The organism is Roseinatronobacter thiooxidans (assembly GCF_001870675.1).
In the GTDB taxonomy this organism is placed as follows: domain Bacteria; phylum Pseudomonadota; class Alphaproteobacteria; order Rhodobacterales; family Rhodobacteraceae; genus Roseinatronobacter; species Roseinatronobacter thiooxidans.
Genome location: NZ_MEHT01000001.1, coordinates 1 through 18,056, shown reverse-complemented (window position 1 = coordinate 18,056; position 18,056 = coordinate 1). Strand labels below are relative to the sequence as shown.

At 59.0% G+C, this 18,056-nt stretch carries 14 protein-coding genes; 7 read left to right on the top strand and 7 right to left on the bottom strand.

Annotation, left to right across the window (positions count from 1 at the left end; all coding sequences use genetic code 11):
* Positions 1-6 precede the first annotated feature (6 nt).
* The 5 genes from BG455_RS00070 (at position 7) to BG455_RS00050 (ending at position 5,230) form a co-directional block, all read left to right on the top strand.
* On the top strand, positions 7-1,662 hold the full coding sequence (locus tag BG455_RS00070; protein WP_211307066.1) for a bifunctional metallophosphatase/5'-nucleotidase: 1,656 nt from the start codon (positions 7-9) through the stop codon (positions 1,660-1,662).
* A 181-nt stretch (positions 1,663-1,843) separates the two neighbouring features.
* Entirely contained in the window at positions 1,844-2,479 is a 636-nt protein-coding gene (locus BG455_RS00065) for a queuosine precursor transporter (RefSeq protein WP_071467913.1), read from the top strand.
* A gap of 253 nt (positions 2,480-2,732) precedes the next feature.
* Positions 2,733-3,149: an alternative ribosome rescue aminoacyl-tRNA hydrolase ArfB gene (gene arfB, locus BG455_RS00060; RefSeq protein WP_071468184.1), complete on the top strand. Its 417-nt coding sequence runs from the start codon at positions 2,733-2,735 to the stop codon at positions 3,147-3,149.
* A 30-nt stretch (positions 3,150-3,179) separates the two neighbouring features.
* Positions 3,180-3,689, top strand: a complete 510-nt coding sequence (locus BG455_RS00055) for an NUDIX hydrolase (protein ID WP_245735425.1) — start codon at positions 3,180-3,182, stop codon at positions 3,687-3,689.
* 137 nt (positions 3,690-3,826) lie between these two features.
* Complete coding sequence (locus BG455_RS00050) at positions 3,827-5,230, top strand: inorganic phosphate transporter (protein ID WP_425438707.1); 1,404 nt, start codon at positions 3,827-3,829, stop codon at positions 5,228-5,230.
* A 74-nt stretch (positions 5,231-5,304) separates the two neighbouring features.
* Here BG455_RS00050 and gltB read toward each other — a convergent pair whose 3' ends face one another.
* Together gltB and BG455_RS00040 are read right to left on the bottom strand one after the other, a co-directional pair.
* Positions 5,305-9,843: a glutamate synthase large subunit gene (gene gltB, locus BG455_RS00045; RefSeq protein WP_071467911.1), complete on the bottom strand. Its 4,539-nt coding sequence runs from the start codon at positions 9,841-9,843 to the stop codon at positions 5,305-5,307.
* A 31-nt stretch (positions 9,844-9,874) separates the two neighbouring features.
* Positions 9,875-11,317: an NAD(P)-dependent oxidoreductase gene (locus tag BG455_RS00040; protein WP_071467910.1), complete on the bottom strand. Its 1,443-nt coding sequence runs from the start codon at positions 11,315-11,317 to the stop codon at positions 9,875-9,877.
* Positions 11,318-11,525: 208 nt separating this feature from the next.
* Between BG455_RS00040 and BG455_RS00035 the strand changes: the two genes are divergently transcribed.
* Positions 11,526-12,329, top strand: a complete 804-nt coding sequence (locus BG455_RS00035; protein ID WP_071467909.1) for an undecaprenyl-diphosphate phosphatase — start codon at positions 11,526-11,528, stop codon at positions 12,327-12,329.
* Between the two features lie 36 nt (positions 12,330-12,365).
* On the opposite strand, the gene ubiG is transcribed toward BG455_RS00035, so the two are convergent.
* A complete protein-coding gene (gene ubiG, locus BG455_RS00030; protein ID WP_071467908.1) occupies positions 12,366-13,103 on the bottom strand; it encodes a bifunctional 2-polyprenyl-6-hydroxyphenol methylase/3-demethylubiquinol 3-O-methyltransferase UbiG in 738 nt (245 codons plus the stop codon).
* 65 nt (positions 13,104-13,168) lie between these two features.
* On the opposite strand from ubiG, the gene pip reads away from it, so the two are divergent.
* The gene (pip, locus tag BG455_RS00025) at positions 13,169-14,161 is read left to right on the top strand and encodes a prolyl aminopeptidase (protein WP_071467907.1); all 993 of its coding nucleotides are present in this window, start codon (positions 13,169-13,171) and stop codon (positions 14,159-14,161) included.
* A gap of 103 nt (positions 14,162-14,264) precedes the next feature.
* Here pip and mepA read toward each other — a convergent pair whose 3' ends face one another.
* From mepA to BG455_RS00005, 4 genes are all read right to left on the bottom strand, one after another.
* Positions 14,265-15,149, bottom strand: coding sequence for a penicillin-insensitive murein endopeptidase (gene mepA, locus BG455_RS00020; RefSeq protein WP_071467906.1), 885 nt, complete (start codon positions 15,147-15,149; stop codon positions 14,265-14,267).
* Positions 15,125-16,486, bottom strand: coding sequence for an MFS transporter (locus tag BG455_RS00015; protein ID WP_071468182.1), 1,362 nt, complete (start codon positions 16,484-16,486; stop codon positions 15,125-15,127). The genes mepA and BG455_RS00015 overlap by 25 nt, the downstream gene beginning before the upstream one ends.
* 238 nt (positions 16,487-16,724) lie before the next feature.
* Positions 16,725-17,210, bottom strand: a complete 486-nt coding sequence (locus tag BG455_RS00010; protein ID WP_071467905.1) for a fasciclin domain-containing protein — start codon at positions 17,208-17,210, stop codon at positions 16,725-16,727.
* A 193-nt stretch (positions 17,211-17,403) separates the two neighbouring features.
* Positions 17,404-17,847 (bottom strand): DUF302 domain-containing protein, encoded by a 444-nt coding sequence (locus BG455_RS00005; RefSeq protein WP_071468181.1) that lies wholly within the window; start codon positions 17,845-17,847, stop codon positions 17,404-17,406.
* Positions 17,848-18,056 lie beyond the last annotated feature (209 nt).

The window sequence follows — 18,056 nt, the reverse complement described above, 5'->3', positions numbered from 1 at the left end:
AGCGCAATGGCAATTCACAAGAACACGACAACACTCAGCCGCCGTGGCTTTCTGACAGTGGCCGGAGCCAGCCTTGCCATGGCTGGCGCGGGGCGCTTCTCGCTCAGCACGGCCAAGGCTGGAACCGGCTTTTCGCTGGCTGTGCTGCATATCAACGACATGCACAGCCGCGTGGATGAGATCAGCCGCTTCAACACCAACTGCTCGCCCTCTGATTCCGCAGAGAATACCTGTTTCGGCGGCTCTGCCCGGCTGGCAACTGCCATCCGCCAGCACCGCGCCGCACATGAGCAACAGGGACGCTCCGTTCTGACGCTGGATGCAGGCGATCAGTCGCAAGGCACATTGTATTACACGACATATGGCGGACGCGCCGAAGTGCAGATGATGAATGCCATCGGATTTGACGCGATGGGCATTGGCAACCACGAGTTCAACCGCGGCCCAGAAAGCCTTGCGCGGATGATAGACGAGGCAGATTTTCCCTTTGTGTCCGGCAATATTCAGGTCAAAGACGGCTCGCCGCTTGCAGGGCGCATCTCGCCCCATCTGGTGCTGGAACGTGATGGCGCGCAGATCGGCATTCTGGGGGTCACCACGCCTGACACTGTCTTTTTGTCCTCACCCGGCGAGGATGTCACCTTTCAGGATGAGATCGAGCATCTGCGCGAAGGCGTGGCCGCTTTGCAGGGGCGCGGCGTAAGCAAGATTCTCGTGCTCAGCCATGTGGGCTTTGGCCGCGACCAGCAGATCGCCGCCGAGGTCGATGGCATTTCCGCCATTATCGGAGGGCATAGCCATACGCTGATGTCGAACACTGCAGAAGATGCGGTCGCATATGCGACCCTTGTCGAAAGCCCCTCTGGCCGGGCTGTGCCGATTGTGCAGGCCTATGCCTTCTCGCGCTATATGGGGGATCTGACACTGGAATTTGGCGATGATGGTGCCGTCATTGCCGCCAGCGGGGACACTGTCTTGCTGGATGCGGCCTATGCGCCCGCCGAAGATATCGAGGCCCTGATCGCGCCCCTGCGCGCCCCGATCGAGGAACTGACCAGACGCCCGGTCGCCGAGCTGTCGGCCGATATCGACGGCAGCCGCGAGACCTGTCGCGCGGGCGAATGTGAAATGGGCAACACAGTCACCGATGCCATGCTGGCCGAAGTGGCACATCAGGGGATTCGCGTTGCGCTGACAAATGGCGGCGGGCTTCGCGCCTCGATGGGGGCGGGCACCGCGACATTGGGAGATGTGCTGACTGTTCTGCCCTTCCAGAACACACTCTATACGCTGGAGGTCTCGGGCGAGACATTGCTGGCCGCGCTGGAACATGGGGTGAATGACGTGGAAGAGGGGGCGGGCCGCTTCCCGCAAGTGGCGGGTCTCCGGTTCAGGCTTGATCTGACGGTCGCGCCAAATGCAGGGCGCGTCTCGGAAGTGGAAGTGATGGGCAGCGACGGGTGGGACGCGCTGGACCCAACACAGACCTATGGACTTGTTACCAACAATTTCATGGCAGGTGGCGGCGATGGTTACGCCATGCTGCGCGACGGCGGCACGAACGGGTATGACACGGCCATTGATCTGGCCGAGGTTCTGGCGCGCTATCTTTCCGAGAACGAACCCTTCGCCCCTACGCTGGACGGGCGTATCCTACAGTAACGAGGGCGCGCGGCAGCCCCGGCCTTGCGCCGGGGCCTCTTGGCTGGACCAGAGGTGCCGGATCAAGTCCGGCACCACGCCGCGCGGTGTTTCGCGTCTTGCCTGATCGGCCAAACCGGATTAAGCACTGCCGGTCTTCCAGACCCAAGTTTCCGCCACCTTGTCAAAACGGACCAGCCTTATGACCCGCAGCCATCTGCCCGGCATCCTTGCCATGGCGGCCATTGTTGTCGCTTCAAACATCCTTGTTCAATTCCTGTTCGGAAACTGGCTCACCTGGGGGGCCTTTACCTATCCGCTGGCCTTTCTGGTCAATGACGTCATGAACCGCGTCTATGGCCCACAGGCCGCGCGCCGCGTGGTCTGGGTTGGTTTTGCGGTGGGGGTTGCCTGTTCGCTGATCGGCACGCAGATCATGGGAGAATTCGGCCCTCTGGTCACGTTGCGCATCGCGCTTGGCTCTGGCATCGCCTTTCTGACCGCGCAGCTTGTCGATGTGGCAATCTTTGATCGCCTGCGCGAGGATAAGCACGGCGGCGCATGGTGGCGCGCGCCGCTTGCCTCGACCCTCATCGGCTCCACGCTCGACACTGCCTTATTTTTCAGCATCGCCTTTTCGGCCACGCTGGTTTTCATTGAACCTGCCAATGATGTGTCCTGGGCGGGCGAAGTCCTGCCAATGCTGGGTTTTGGCCCTGAAATGCCGCTTTGGGTCAGTCTTGCCGTGGCAGATTGGGGTGTGAAGCTGGCGCTTGCGCTGCTGGCCTTGGTGCCGTTCCGACTCATCGTGCGGAAATTAACGCAACCTGTCGCATAATTTCTTTTGACAAACACAAAATATGTGCCACCATCAACCTATCAGAAATTCAATGAAAGGAGGTGGTCCAGTGTCTAGAGTGATGTTGGAGAGAGGTGCAAAGACAGTCAGAGGGGGCGTGTCCTGACGGCAGTCCCGAAGGGGACATCCTTCTGATTGGGCCGATGCTCTAATTGGCTCCATCTCCTGAAGCTCGCTTAGGGCCGCCTGTTTTTAAGGCGGCCCTTTCGATTCACCGATTCGGATGCAGGCCATGCGCATCAACGACCAGATCATCTTGCAAGATTGGGAAATGACCGAAAGTTTCTCGCGCGCCTCGGGGCCGGGGGGGCAGAATGTGAACAAAGTGTCCACAGCGGTCGAGCTGCGCTTCGAGGCAGAGCGCAGCCCTAACCTGCCAGACCCTGTCAAGGCGCGGTTGAAACGGCTGGCAGGGCGGCGCTGGACACAAGATGGCGCTTTGGTGCTGCGGGTGGAGGAAACGCGCTCTCAGGCGCGCAACCGCGAAATTGCGCGCGCTCGCCTGACAGAGTTGATCCGCACTGCGCTGGAGCGTCCGAAACCGCGCATTCCGACACGGCCCACACTGGCCAGCAAAAGACGCCGCCTTGAATCCAAGGCCCACCGCGCCGAAATAAAGTCTATGCGCACGCCACCGGGCCAAGACTGACCGAATGCGCCACGAAACCGTAACAAAACCATGTCACGCGGGTTGAACAGGGGAACAGAGCAGATGAATGTCCGGTCGATGCCGCATGAAATGCTGAACAACGTGCTGGAATTTATCCGCCCTGCCTTTGTGCAGGCGGCTGCCCTGTGCCTGCGCGATGGCCCTGACGGGCCAGAGGTGCTGCTGGTCCAGACATTGCGGCGCGAACACTGGATCACCCCCAAAGGCTGGCCCATGCGCAACAAGGCCCTGAACCAGACCGCCGCGATCGAGGCGTGGGAAGAAGCAGGCGTCAGGGGAACCATCAGCCAAGACCCGATTGGCGCATTCACCTATACCAAGATCAAGAAAAGTGGCTTGCCCGTGCAATGCCGCCCCCTGATCTACAGGCTGGATGTATCCGAGTTGAGCGACACTTATCCCGAAGCCAAAAAGCGCACCCGCAAATGGTTTTCGCTGGCAGATGCAGCCAATGTGGTGACCCCGCCCGAATTGAAAGCCCTTCTGCAACGGCTGGATCAACAATCCGGTCAGACGTAATCAAGGTCATTGTCGCGTTCTGGCACCTCTGATACTGCCCTGTGTGACAGTTTGATGACAGAGAGTGCCACCGCGTGTCAAATATTGAAGAAAAATCCTGGAAGACGCTGAACAAGGATCTCGACCGCATTTCCGCAATGGAACAGGCGGTCGCCTATACGTCGCGCCCGCTGGTTGCACCCGGGCTTGCACTTGCCTTCATGGCGATCACGGGGCTGGCAGTCGCGGCCTTTATCGGGTTCGAGCCGCTGGGTCTGGTGGTTATAGCCGCTGCGATTATTGGCGCCTATATGGCGATCAATATCGGCGCGAATGATGTCGCCAATAATATGGGGCCAGCAGTTGGTGCGCGCGCGCTGACGATTGGCACCGCGCTGATTGTGGCTGCACTTTGCGAAACCGCAGGCGCGTTGATTGCCGGCGGCGATGTTGTCGGCACAGTGTCGCGCGGAATCATCGCGCCCGAATCGGTGGCTGAAACGCAGGTCTTCATCTGGGCGATGATGGCCGCCCTTCTGGCCGGTGCGCTGTGGATCAATCTGGCCACATGGGTTGGCGCGCCAGTTTCGACCACGCATTCCATCGTCGGCGGCGTCATGGGCGCAGGCATTGCCGCGGCGGGCTTTGCCGCCGTGAACTGGCCCATGATGGGGCGAATCGCGGCAAGCTGGGTCATTTCGCCCCTGCTGGGCGGGCTGTTTGCAGCCATCTTCCTTGCGATCATCAAATCACGCATCATCTACCGCCCCAATATGATCGAGGCTGCCCGCTACTGGGTGCCCATTCTGATTGGCATCATGGGCGGGTGTTTCGCCACATATCTGTCGCTCAAGGGTCTGGACAAGATCATCAAAATCCCCTTCAGCACGGCTATTCTGATCGGGCTTGGCGTGGGGCTTGCGCTGACCTTCGCCATGCGCCCCGTCATCCGCCGCCAAAGCGAGGGGATGGAGAATCGCAAGAAATCGCTGAAAATCCTGTTCAATATTCCGCTGATCTTCTCTGCGGCGCTGCTGTCTTTTGCGCATGGCGCGAATGATGTCGCCAACGCGATTGGGCCAGTTGCCGCAATCGTTCATGCGGTGCAGAATGGTGGCGCGTCCGATGCGGTTGGCATTCCGCTATGGGTGATGCTGATTGGCGGGATCGGCCTGTCCATCGGACTGTTGCTGTTCGGGCCAAAGCTGATCAATATTGTGGGCAGCGAGATTACGCGCCTGAACGCCATGCGCGCCTATTGCGTGGCGCTGGCAGCGGCGATTACGGTTATTTTCGCGTCATGGCTTGGCCTGCCGGTCAGTTCCACCCATATCGCCATTGGCGCAATTTTCGGCGTGGGCTTTTTCCGTGAATGGTACCATGAGCGTGTTTTGAAAGAGAAACGCGTAGATACCACCAGCCCCATCGAGGTGCGCAAGCGCAAGAAGGTGGTGCGCCGCGCGCATTTCGTCACAATCCTTGCGGCTTGGGTGGTGACTGTGCCCACTGCGGCCCTTTTGTCGGCTATGCTGTTCTATCTAATGAACCTGATAGCGCTGTAAGCGGTTCAGAACCGCATAAGAAAAGGCGCGAAGCATCTGCTTCGCGCCTTTTTTCGGTCTATCGACGCGCGCCCTTATTCGGCAGGCACGGCCTCGGCCTCATAGCTGATCGGGTGTGGCAGGTGAATCAGCATTTCCTTGGGGCATACTTGCAGGAAATGGCCCTTTTCGCTGTCCCAGTTGCGCAGGATTTCAAGCGCATGCTGCGATTCGGTTTCGCGGGCATGCATCTCTATCAGCGATTTCAGCTCATCTTCCCAATGCGGGACGGTGACAGCACAGGTGACCAGCGATTCCATGTTGATCAAGGGCGCAGCCAGTCCTTCGGGGTCGTACAGATAGGCCATGCCGCCTGTCATCCCCGCGCCGAAATTGGCCCCGATGGACCCAAGGATCACCGCAACCCCGCCGGTCATGTATTCACACCCGTTAGAGCCACACCCCTCGATCACCACTTTCGCGCCCGAATTGCGCACGGCAAACCGCTCGCCCGCGCGACCTGCGGCGAACAGATGACCATTGGTCGCCCCATACAGCACGGTATTGCCAATGATCGTATTCTCGCGCGCGATCAATGGCGAAGACATGCGCGGGCGCACCACGATCAGGCCGCCGGACAGACCCTTGCCAACATAGTCATTGGCATCGCCAAACACTTCGATCTTCAAACCCGGTGCTGCGAAAGCGCCCAATGACTGCCCTGCACTGCCCGCCAGTTTCACTGTCAGGTGATCGGGCTGCAAGCTGTTGCGCATGCCGAACCGCTTGACGATATGGCTGGATGCGCGCGTGCCAACAGTGCGGTGGGTGTTTTCCACCGCGTAGGACAGTTGCATCTTCTCGCCATCTTCAAAGAAGCGCGCGGCATCGCGGATGATTTCGGCATCCAGCGTGTCGGGCACCGCATTGCGCGGTTTGTTGCGGTCATAGCGGATATTCTCTGCCCCATCCACTGTCAGCAACAGCGGGTTCAGGTCCAAATCATCCAGATGCGCCGCACCACGGCTGACCTGCGCCAGCAGATCGGCGCGGCCAATCACCTCATCCATCGACCGTGCGCCGATGCTGGCCAGAATTTCCCGCACTTCCTGCGCATAGAAGGTGATCAGGTTCACAACCTTATCTGCATTGCCAGTGAATTTGGCGCGCAGGTCTTCGTCTTGTGTGCAGACACCCACAGGGCAGGTGTTGGACTGGCACTGACGCACCATGATACAGCCCATCGCAATCAGGGCCGCAGTGCCGATGCCATATTCCTCGGCGCCCATCATTGCGGCCATGACAATGTCACGCCCTGTGCGCAGCCCACCATCAGTGCGCAGCGTCACACGCTCGCGCAGCTTGTTCATGGCAAGGACCTGATGCGCCTCGGACAGGCCCATTTCCCATGGCAGGCCTGCATATTTGATCGAGGTGCCGGGGCTGGCCCCTGTGCCGCCATTGTGGCCAGAGATCAGGATGATATCTGCCTTGGCCTTGGCCACACCTGCCGCAATCGTGCCAACGCCCGATTGCGCCACCAGTTTGACCGTCACTTTCACGCGCGGGTTGATCTGCTTCAGGTCATAGATCAGCTGTGCAAGGTCTTCGATCGAGTAGATGTCATGGTGGGGGGGCGGTGAAATCAGCGTCACGCCCGGGGTTGAATGGCGCAGGCGCGCAATCAGCTTGGTGACTTTCATGCCCGGCAGCTGGCCACCCTCGCCGGGTTTTGCCCCTTGGGCGACCTTGATTTCCAGCTCTTCACAGGCGTTCAGATATTCGGCCGTCACACCAAACCGCCCAGAGGCCACTTGTTTGATCTTGGCGCAAGGGTTGTCGCCATTGGGCAGCGGGTGCGCATGGGCGGGGTCTTCGCCCCCTTCGCCCGAATCGGACTTGGCCCCGATGCGGTTCATGGCAATGTTCAGCGTCATATGCGCTTCGGGCGACAGCGCCCCAAGCGACATGCCCGGTGTCACGAACCGCTTGCGAATGGCCGTGATGCTTTCGACCTCTTCAATCGGGATAGACTTGCCCAAAGGCTTGATGTCCAGCAAATCGCGCAGGTGGATTGGCGGATTGGCCTGCATCGCAGCAGAATACTGCTTCCAAAGCGCATAGCTGGACTGGTTGCACGCCTGTTGCAACAAGTGCATGCTGGTCGCTTCCCAAGCGTGCTTCTCTCCCGACCGGCGCGCTTTGTAGAAGCCGCCAATCGGCAGCACATCCTGCCCGTTGCGCCAGCCCTTTGCATGCACCTCTTCCAGTTTCATCTGGATACCATGCAGGCCGATGCCGGAAATGCGGCTGGGCATGCCGGGGAAATACTCGGCCACCAGCGCACGGCTTAGGCCCACGGCCTCGAAGTTCAGCCCACCGCGATAGGACGAGATGACAGAAATGCCCATCTTGGACATGATCTTCAACAAGCCCAGATTAACGGCCTCGCGGTAGCGGCGCATCGCGTCAATCAGGCTGCCTTCGACCAGACCCCGGTCAATGCGGTCGGCAATGGTTTCCTGCGCCAGATAGGCGTTGACGGTCGTTGCCCCGCTGCCGATCAGCACGGCAAAGTAATGCGGGTCGATACATTCTGCCGCGCGCACATTCAGCGAACAGAACGTCCGCAGCCCCTTGCGCGTCAGCCAGCTATGCACAGCACTTGTGGCAAGGATCATGGGCATGGCGACCTTGTCCACGCCCTGGTGTTCATCCGTCAGCACCAGATGGCCCGCGCCAGAACGCACGGCATCTTCTGCCTCGGACCGAATACGCTCCAACCCGCCACGCAGGGCATCATCCCCCGCGCCGGCAGGGAAGGTGCAGTCAATAAACGCGACCTGATCGCCAAATTCGCGCACCATTTCGGCAAATTCGCCATTGGCGACAAAGGGGCTTTCCAGCACTAGAATTTCAGTCTGGCTGCTGTCTTCGTCCAGCACGTTTTTCAGGTTGCCAAAGCGGGTATTCAGACTCATCACGCGGAATTCGCGCAAGCTGTCAATCGCGGGGTTGGTCACCTGAGAGAAGTTCTGGCGGAAGAAATGCGACAATGGGCGGTACACTTTGGACAGCACCGCCGCTGGCGTATCATCCCCCATAGAGGCGATCATTTCCTTGCCGTCTTCGGCCATCGGGGCCAGAACCTGCTCGATTTCTTCAATCGTGAACCCGGCAGCCACCTGACGGCGGCGCAGGTCTGCTGGTTCCATCCCGCGCAGCTCTGGCACATCGCGCAGCTTTTCGTTCAGATCGACAATCTTGTCATTCCACGCGCCAAAGGGCTGCGAAGTGGCCAGTTTATCCTTGATCTCGGTGTCGTGGTACAGTTTGCCTTCTTTCATATCGACGGCAATCATCTGCCCCGGCCCAAGTGCGCCTTTCTCGCGCACGGCCAGTTCATCGACCACAACCATGCCCGCCTCGGACCCTGCGATCAGCAGGCCATCGCCGGTGACGACATAGCGCATCGGGCGCAGGCCGTTGCGGTCCAGCCCTGCGCAGACCCAGCGGCCATCTGTCATGGCAAGGGCGGCAGGGCCGTCCCATGGCTCCATGACCGAGTTGCAGTAGGAATACATGTCGCGCCATGCAGTTGGCATCTCGACCGCCTGCTTTGACCATGCCTCTGGCACAAGCATGGTTTTCGCCATCGGCGCATTGCGCCCTGCGCGCACCAACACTTCAAACACCGAATCCAGCGCAGCAGAGTCCGACGCGCCAGAGGCCACGATGGGCTTGATGTCTTCGGCCATGTCGCCAAAAGCACCAGAAGCCATGCGGATTTCATGGCTTTTCAGCCAGTTCAGGTTGCCTTTCAGCGTGTTTATCTCGCCATTATGGGCCAGCATGCGGAAGGGCTGCGCCAACCACCACTGCGGGAAAGTGTTGGTCGAATAACGCTGGTGATAGATTGCAAAGGCCGATTCAAAACGCTCGTCCTTCAGGTCGGGGTAGAATTCCGCAACCTGTTCGGCCAGCATCATGCCTTTGTAAATGATCGACCGGCAGGACAGCGAACAGATGTAGAAACCGGCAATCCCTGCCGCGGTGATCGCTTTTTCAATGCGGCGGCGGATGACATACAATTCGCGCTCGAACGTATCCTCGTCGGTTTCCTTGGAATTGCGGATCAGGATCTGTTCAATCTCGGGGCGGGTGGCATTTGCCTTTTCGCCCAAGACTGTCACATCCACCGGCACATGCCGCCAGCCATAGATCGAATAGCCCATGCGCAACACTTCGGTTTCCACAATCGTGCGCGAGCGTTCTTGTGCGGCAAAATCCGTGCGCGGCAAGAACACCTGCCCCACGGCGATCAGTTGGTCCATCCGCGGCTCGTGCCCTGTGCGGCGGATTTTGTCATAGAAAAACTGCACCGGAATCTGCACATGAATGCCCGCGCCGTCGCCTGTCTTGCCATCCGCATCGACTGCGCCACGGTGCCAGATTGCTTTCAGCGCCTCGATCCCGTTCTCGACCACCTTGCGCGATGGCGCGCCATCCAGCGACACGACAAGCCCGACACCGCAGGATGAATGCTCATCCTCAGCCTTGTACAACCCGTGTTCGGCAATATAGGCGCGGCGCGCGTCTTCGTTTGCGGCCCATTCTGCATCATATTTCGTCATTCTTCAGCTTCCTTTGACAAAGGAGTAAGGATTATTCGGCCGCAACCCGTGCGGGGGCCGAAAGATAGCTCAGGATCGATTCCGCAGCTTCGCGCCCGTCGCGGATTGCCCAGACAACAAGGCTGGCCCCGCGCACGATATCGCCCACAGCCCACACACCGGGCAGGTCGGTTTCATGCGTGTTGAACTTGGCCTTGATCGTGCCCCAGCGCGTGACCGTCAGTTCCGGCACGCCCCAAAGGCTTGGCAAATCCTCTGGCTCGAACCCCAGCGCCATGATGGCAAGGTCGGACTCCTCGGTGTAATCCGCGCCCTCAATCACCTCGGGCGCGCGGCGGCCTGTGGCATCGGGCTGGCCCAGACGCATTTTCTGCACGCGCACGCCAGACAGATTGCCCGCATCATCGGTCACAAAGCCAGATGGCGCGGACAGCCAGACGAATTCCACACCTTCTTCTTCGGCATTCTGTGTCTCGCGGCGCGAGCCGGGCATGTTCTCGCGGTCGCGCCGGTACAGACAACGCACCGAAGTGGCGCCTTGCCGCACAGCCGTGCGCACGCAATCCATGGCCGTATCGCCCCCGCCAATAACCACGACGCGCTTGCCGCGCGCATCCAGATCGCCATTGTCAAATTCCGGCACATCATCGCCAAAGCTTTTGCGGTTGGAGGCAGTCAGGAAATCCAGCGCCTTGACCACGCCTGCGGCATTCGCATTGGGTGCTGTCAGATCGCGCGATTTATACACACCTGTGGCAATCAGCACGGCATCATGCTTGCCGCGAATGGCGTCAAAGGTGATATCCTCGCCCACAGTGCAGTTCAGGACAAATTCAACGCCGCCCTGTTCCAACTGCTCGATCCGGCGCATGACAACGGGTTTTTCCAGTTTGAAGCCGGGAATGCCATAGGTCATCAGCCCGCCTGCACGGTCATAGCGGTCATAGACAGTCACCTGTATACCCGCGCGGCGCAGCATATCAGCCGCCGCCAGCCCGCCGGGGCCCGCGCCAATCACGGCGACCGACTCGCCCCGCTCGGACGCAGGGGCAATCGGCTTGACCCAGCCTTTTTCCCATGCCGTATCGGTGATGTATTTCTCGACTGAACCGATGGTTACGGTGCCGTGGCCCGCCTGTTCAATCACGCAATTGCCTTCGCACAAACGGTCTTGCGGGCAGATGCGGCCGCAAATCTCGGGGAAGGTGTTGGTGGCCTGGCTCAGCTCATAGGCTTCTTCCAACCGGCCAGTTGCGGTCATCATCAACCAGTCGGGAATGTTGTTGTGCAGCGGGCAATGGCTTTGGCAATAAGGCACACCACACTGGCTGCAGCGGCCCGCCTGATCGGCAGCTTTTTCTTCCGCGTATTCGGCATAGATTTCGTTAAAATCTTCCGACCGCAAATTCGGCGGACGCTTTTCAGGCATCTCTTTGCCGACCTTCACGAAGCGGAGCATTTGCTGTTTCGCCATGGCTGATCCTCCAGAATTTTTTTGTCTTTTATACAATGCACCCGCGCATGAAAAGTCAGAAATACTGACCTATATTCAGAAATTATGCAGCGAAGCGCGGCTTTCCCCACAGAATTTGCATTTAATATGTCAGTATGGCTGACTTATATTGCGAATTCCACTTCCGACAGAATGCCTTTAGGCTATGCGCGATCAAAAGAGGTTTCCCATGCCACTCTTCCATCTGTTCCTGCTGGCGGTCATTCAGGGCGTCACAGAGTTCCTGCCGGTATCTTCATCAGGACATCTGATTTTGCTGCCCGCCCTGACCTCGCTGGAGGATCAGGGCCTTGTCATAGATGTGGCGGTGCATGTCGGCACGCTGTTCGCGGTCTGCTGGTATTTCCGCCAAGATGTCGGCCTTGCCGCGCGCGGTCTGCGCGAACTGGGGCGCGGGCGGATTGAAACGCGTGGCGGGTTTCTGGCTCTGTGCCTGATCATCGCAACCATCCCTGTGATAATCCTAGGGCTGATCTTCAAACTTCTGGGCGTGATGGACTTGCTGCGCAGTGTCGCCGTGATCGGCTGGATGATGATCATCTTCGGCATTGTCCTGTATCTGACAGACCGTATGGGGCCGCAGACGCGCACTGCCGAAGGCTGGACGATGAAACACGCCCTGTATCTGGGCCTGTGGCAGGCCATCGCGCTTATCCCCGGCACCTCGCGTTCGGGTATCGTGATCTCTGGCGCGCGGACCTTGGGCTATGGCCGCCATGATGCAGCGAAACTGTCAATGCTCATGTCCATCCCCACGATCATCGCCTCGGGCGCATTGCTGGGCATTGACGTGGTCCGCATTGCCGACTGGCAAGCCGCGCGCGACGGCGCCATTGCCGCGGTGATTTCCTTCTTCGCGGCTTGGGCGGCGCTGGTCTTCATGATGAAACTTCTGCGCTCGGTCAGCTTCACACCTTATGTAATCTACCGGCTTGCGCTTGGCGTCATCCTGTTGGGGATTGCCTATAGCTAGCCTGCATTTTCTTGCCAAAAATACTCAAATACACCGTCACAGCTTGACCGAAGCTGTGACATAATTCACCGACATATCCCGTTCGGAAATCGACCAGCCCCAAGACAGCTTGTCGAACACAAACCCCTTACGGTCCACAGGGACCAGCCCTGCATTGCGGATCAGCGCATACAGTTCATCCGGCGTGATGAATTTCGCCCATTCATGTGTGCCTTTGGGCAGCCAGCCCATAACGTACTCCGCCCCGACAATCGCCATGGCAAAACTTTTCGCGGTCCGGTTCAGGGTCGAGCAGATCATCAACCCGCCCGGTCGCAGCAAGTTTTGGCACGCTGTCAGATAGGCCAGCGGGTCGGCCACATGCTCGATCACTTCCATGTTCAGCACCACATCGAACTCTGCGCCGCTCTCGGCCAGATCCTCGGCTGTGGTGTGGCGATAGTCAATTTCCAGCCCTTGTTGTGCTGCGTGCAAGCGGGCGACAGGCAGGTTGCCTTCAGCGGCATCCGCCCCCACCACAGTTGCCCCCAAGCGCGCCATGGGTTCAGACAATAACCCGCCCCCGCAGCCAATATCCAGCACACGCAGCCCTTTGAAGGGGGCGGGCTGTGTCAGGTCACGATCGAATTCTGCGGCGATCTGCCGGGTGATATAGTCCAGCCGGCACGGGTTGAGCATGTGCAGAGGCTTGAATTTCCCGTTCGGGTCCCACCATTCAGCGGCCATTGCTTCGAATTTGGCAATTTCGCTGGGGTCGATTGTGGATGTGTACATGCTTCCTCCGGCTTTTTCGTGACATGCCCATGGCAGGCCCGCGTTTCTCACTATATAGTCAGTCTATGGACAAGTCAGCAGGACATGACACCACAGGATCGGCGCTTTATCCGATCTGCGAACCGTTCGACCAGCGCCTTCTGGATGTTGGGGACGGTCACCGCGTTTATGTGGAACAATCCGGCCACCCGAATGGCATTCCGGTCGTGGTTCTGCATGGCGGCCCCGGCGGCGGGTGCAGCCCCACCATGCGGCGGTTTTTCGACCCCGCCACCTATAGGGTGGTGCTGTTTGACCAGCGCGGGTGCGGGCGCTCCAAGCCTGCGGCGTCGGTCACAGCCAACACCACCCAGCACCTGATTGCGGATATAGAGCTGATTCGTGAAACGCTGGGCATTTCGCGCTGGATGGTGTTTGGCGGCAGTTGGGGCGCGACATTGTCGCTGGCCTATGCCCAAGCGCACCCGGACCGCGCTGCCTATCTGATCTTGCGGGGGGTATTCCTGGGCACGCAGTCCGAATTGGACTGGTTTTATGGTGGGGGTGCGGCGCGCTTCTTTCCCGAAATCTGGGCACAGTTCACCCGCCCCGTGCCAGAAGATGAACATGATGACCTGATCGCCGCCTATTCCAGACGGTTGTTCAGCGGCAATCTACACGAAGAAAACCGATTCGCCCGCAGTTGGACACGCTGGGAAAATGCTCTCGCCTCGATCGAGACGCGGGGCTTGGGGGTTGGCGACGCGCCAAGCGACTATGCCCGCGCCTTTGCGCGGCTGGAAAACCATTATTTCGCCAATAAGTGCTTTCTGGGCGAGGATGGCGCGCTGATGCGCGGGCTTGAGCGCATGCAAGATGTGCCGGGCACGATTGTTCAAGGGCGCTATGACATGATCTGCCCGCCACAAACCGCTTGGAACCTGCATTCCGCTTGGGGCCGGTCGCGGCTGGAAATGGTGCCTGTCGCCGGACATGCCTTGTCAGAGCCGGGCATAAGCGCGGAATTGCTGCGCGTCATGAACCATTTGCGCCATGAAGGGCACCGTCTTCGGCTTTGAAAGCTTTTGTTGCCACGCGTTCACGCGGCAATGTTTGTAGGCCAGAAGCCGGGTTTTTGGGAGGGTGCGATACATTACGCGAGTATGAACACCTCCAACCCTGTCAGTTTGAGGCCACAACCTGCTGGCACAGGGCGGGAAGATCGGCCATCGTGAATTCGCGCGGGTGCCTGCTGCGGGGGGCGGCAGGTTCGGTACGTTCGCGTCTTGGCGGGTTCAGAAAATCTGTGACCCACCATTGCAATGTCTCGTCACAGCCATTTCCCCCATTCGACAGCTCTGCCACGCTGGGGGTTTGCGTCACGCAGTTGCTGTCCCCGCGGGGGCATTTCAGGCGCACATGGAAATGGTAGTTATGGCCCACCGCTGGCCGGATTTTCTGAAGCCAGCGTGTATCTGCGGGGGTCGCGGTTCTGCACATCTCGATTTTTACCGCTGCGGCCACGAAAATGCGGTCAACGCGCGGGTCAAGGGCGGCTTGCTTCATCACCTCGCGGTGTTGGGCTGTCCAGTTGGAATTGATACGGCGCTGGTCTTCTGTGCGCACCGAGATGGAACTGATCGACTCGCGCTCTGCCTGTGTCAGGTTCAGGCGCGCAGGGGGAAGCATCCAGATATCGATATCCAGCCCGATCTGGTGGCTGGCATGGCCCGAAGTCATCGGCCCGCCGCGCGGCTGGCTGATATCGCCGATATACAGGCCGCGCCATCCGATTTGCGTGGCCTTGCGCGACAGGTCCTGCACATAGGCAATCGCATCGGGGTGCCCCCAATTGCGGTTGCGCGACAGGCGCATGGCCTGCCATGTCGGCCCGGTTTCCGGCAGGCGCACCAGCCCTGCCGCGCAGCCCTTGGCATACGAACCAATGGCTTGGGGCTGTTGCAGCGAAGGCAGGGCATGCCCGCCGAAAAGCTGGTTGGCCAGCGATTGCGCAGCACCGGGCAGGGGTGCAAAGGCAAGGATCAGGGCGAAGAGGGGGATACGCATTGGAATTCTGGCTCTCCTTCGGGTTTCACCCATAGTAGCAGGACCAACCCGATAACAAAAAGCCCAATCAAGGGTGTGACGCCCAGCCGTTGGCTTTCCGTCAGGGTTGTGGCCAATGCGATCAGCGCAGGCGCCACGAATGACAGCGCCTTGCCCGACAGCGCATAAAGGCCAAACCCCTCGGTCATGCGCGCAGGGTCGGCCTGCCGCACCATCATCGTGCGCGAGGCGGCTTGCAGACTGCCCCCACCCGCGCCGATCAGTGCGCCGCAGATGTAGAAGATGATGTCTGGCAGGTTGGACCCGTCCGCGATTGGCGCAAACACCACCATAGTGCGATCTGTTCCGACGATAATTGTACAAACCACGATCAGCAGCACAATGGCGGCAAGAATCACAGGTTTGGGGCCAAAGCGCGAATCAAGTTTGCCTGCGATCCAGCAGGCCAAGGCACCCACTGCCGCCGCCAGAATACCAAAGACCCCGATCTGTATGATCGACCAGCCCAGAACGCCCGCCGCATAGATGCCCCCGAAAGCATAGATGCCATTCAGCGCATCCCGATAGATCATGGAGGAGCCAAGATAGGCAAACAGGCTGCGCCGTGCGGGCAGGGCGCGCAGGGTTGCTTTCAGGTCTGCCAGCCCGCGTTTGACTGCGCCAGCGGCGGCTTTGGGCCGTGCGGGTTCTTTGACCCAGACAAAAAAGGGAATGACAAAGACCATATACCAAAGTGCTGTGAAGGGCCCCACAGCGCGGGTGCCTTCGCGCAAATCGGGGTCCAGCCCCAGAATCGGGGCGATGCCCAGCAAGGTCACGCCGCTGTCATTCTCGGCCAGTAGCAGCAGCATGATGAACAAAGAGATTAACCCGCCAATATAGCCCAAGGCCCAGCCGGTCCCCGAAATTTTGCCCCAGTTCTCGCGGGTGCCAAGGGTTGGCAGCAAAGCATTGGTAAAGACGATGCCGTATTCCAGCCCCACCATGCCAATGGCAAAGGCCACAAGAATCAGGATAATCGTGGTCTGGTCCGCATCGGGCACAGCCCACCACAGCATGGCAGCACCTGCAACATACATGGCCGACCAAAGCAATATCCAACGCCGCTTGGCACCCGAACTGTCCGCAATCGCGCCCAATATGGGCGCAAAAAGTGCCGTCAGCACCCCCGATATGGCCAGCATCCAGCCCCACATGGCCTGTCCGGTAACGGGGTCAGGTGCCACAAAGGATGTGAAATAGGGCGCAAAGACGAAGGTCAGAAGCAAGATGTTATAGGGCTGGTTCGCCCAGTCAAACATCCACCACCCCCAAATGCGTTTGTGCTGCTGTGACATCCGGCCCCCGTCAGTTTCATGCATATACTAAGGCAGCCTGCGCAGGGGCTGACAAGGGCCAATGCAGGAATGGTGCATTCAGACGGGGTGTGGTGGTGTCTGTTGCGCCAGATTGGGGGGCATTAAAAAACTGGCAGAACGCGATGCGCCCTGCCAGTTCTGAACTTATCCGCTCCGTCTCAACCCCTGATGTGCCCTGTGACAGGCCGCAATAGGGGCTGCGCGGTGGCGAAAGGGCTTATTCGGGCAGAATCACTGCGTCGATCACATGGATCACGCCATTGCTGGCTTCGATATCGGCCTGAATCACATTGGCACCGTCAACTGTGACTGTTTCACCCACACCGATGGTGACAGATGCGCCATTCACGGTTTCCGCCATCATCCCATCTTCCAGATCGGTGGACATGACTGTTCCGGGCACGACATGGTAGGTCAGGATTGCCGTCAGCGTCGGAATGTCTTCCAACAGGGCTTCTACAGTGCCTTCTGGCAGTGCGGCGAATGCCTCATCTGTCGGGGCAAACACAGTGAAGGGGCCTTCGCCTTTCAGCGTGTCAACCAGCCCTGCGGCTGTGACCGCTGCGACCAGTGTGGAAAAGGTTTCATTGCCAGCTGCGATATCGACAATATCGCCGGGCTGCTCGTGCATGTCTGCAACTGCAAATGTCGGGATTGCAACTGCACCTGCAAGTGCGACTGCGCTAAGGGTCATTCTAAACATAGATACCTCCAAGGTTACATCTTTCGTGATGATGCCTTGTCTACGCCTGAAATACCCCGCCGGATTAGCCCCCAAAATATCGTGAATGGCATTGACGCAAGGGGGCCGCCTGCTAAGCCGCGACTGCCCGAACCTTCCAGTAACAATAACGTGTCAAAATGGTGGGCCAGACCGGGCATCTGGCCCTGATCCATCAGTTTCCAGCTGCTTCCGCAACGATCTGTTGCAGCAGGTAATTGATGCTGCGCATGGTCGGCTCGTTGAATTCGCGGTAACCTACCACAACAGGTGCCCCGTCTTCGGCCGACTGATAGACATAGACGTTATAGGGGCAGAACTGGATGTTGCGCAGCTTCGCTTCCATCACCTCGCGCGAGAGTGAGGCCGAACAGAAAGAAAAGATGCGCGCATCGGTGAACAGGTCTTTACCCCCGCCCACATCTTCTTTCGTGCGCTCCAGCATCTGGCCGACATAGCTTATGTCATCAATCACCAGGCCTTGATTCGTGATGGCCATCTCTACATTGAAGACGACATCCTCGAATTCCGCATCGACATCGACAGTGTAAAACCCGTCCCCAAGGGCGGGTGTGGCCAGCGCCATCGCGGCAAGTGCCGCAAATACCTTGTTTTTCATCATCTCGCTCCCTTTGCATCTGCATGTATGTGTCACGTCATCCTAAGACACTTGCAGAAAACATGATGTGACACAGATCAAACCCTGTCCACTACCATGCATGTGCCCCGATGATGGCGCGCATGGCGAAATACCAAGTTTTAAAGGGAGTTTTGGGTGGTCTGAACTTTTTTGGCATTGAAGGTGATTTCTCTCTTGCGGTGAATGTT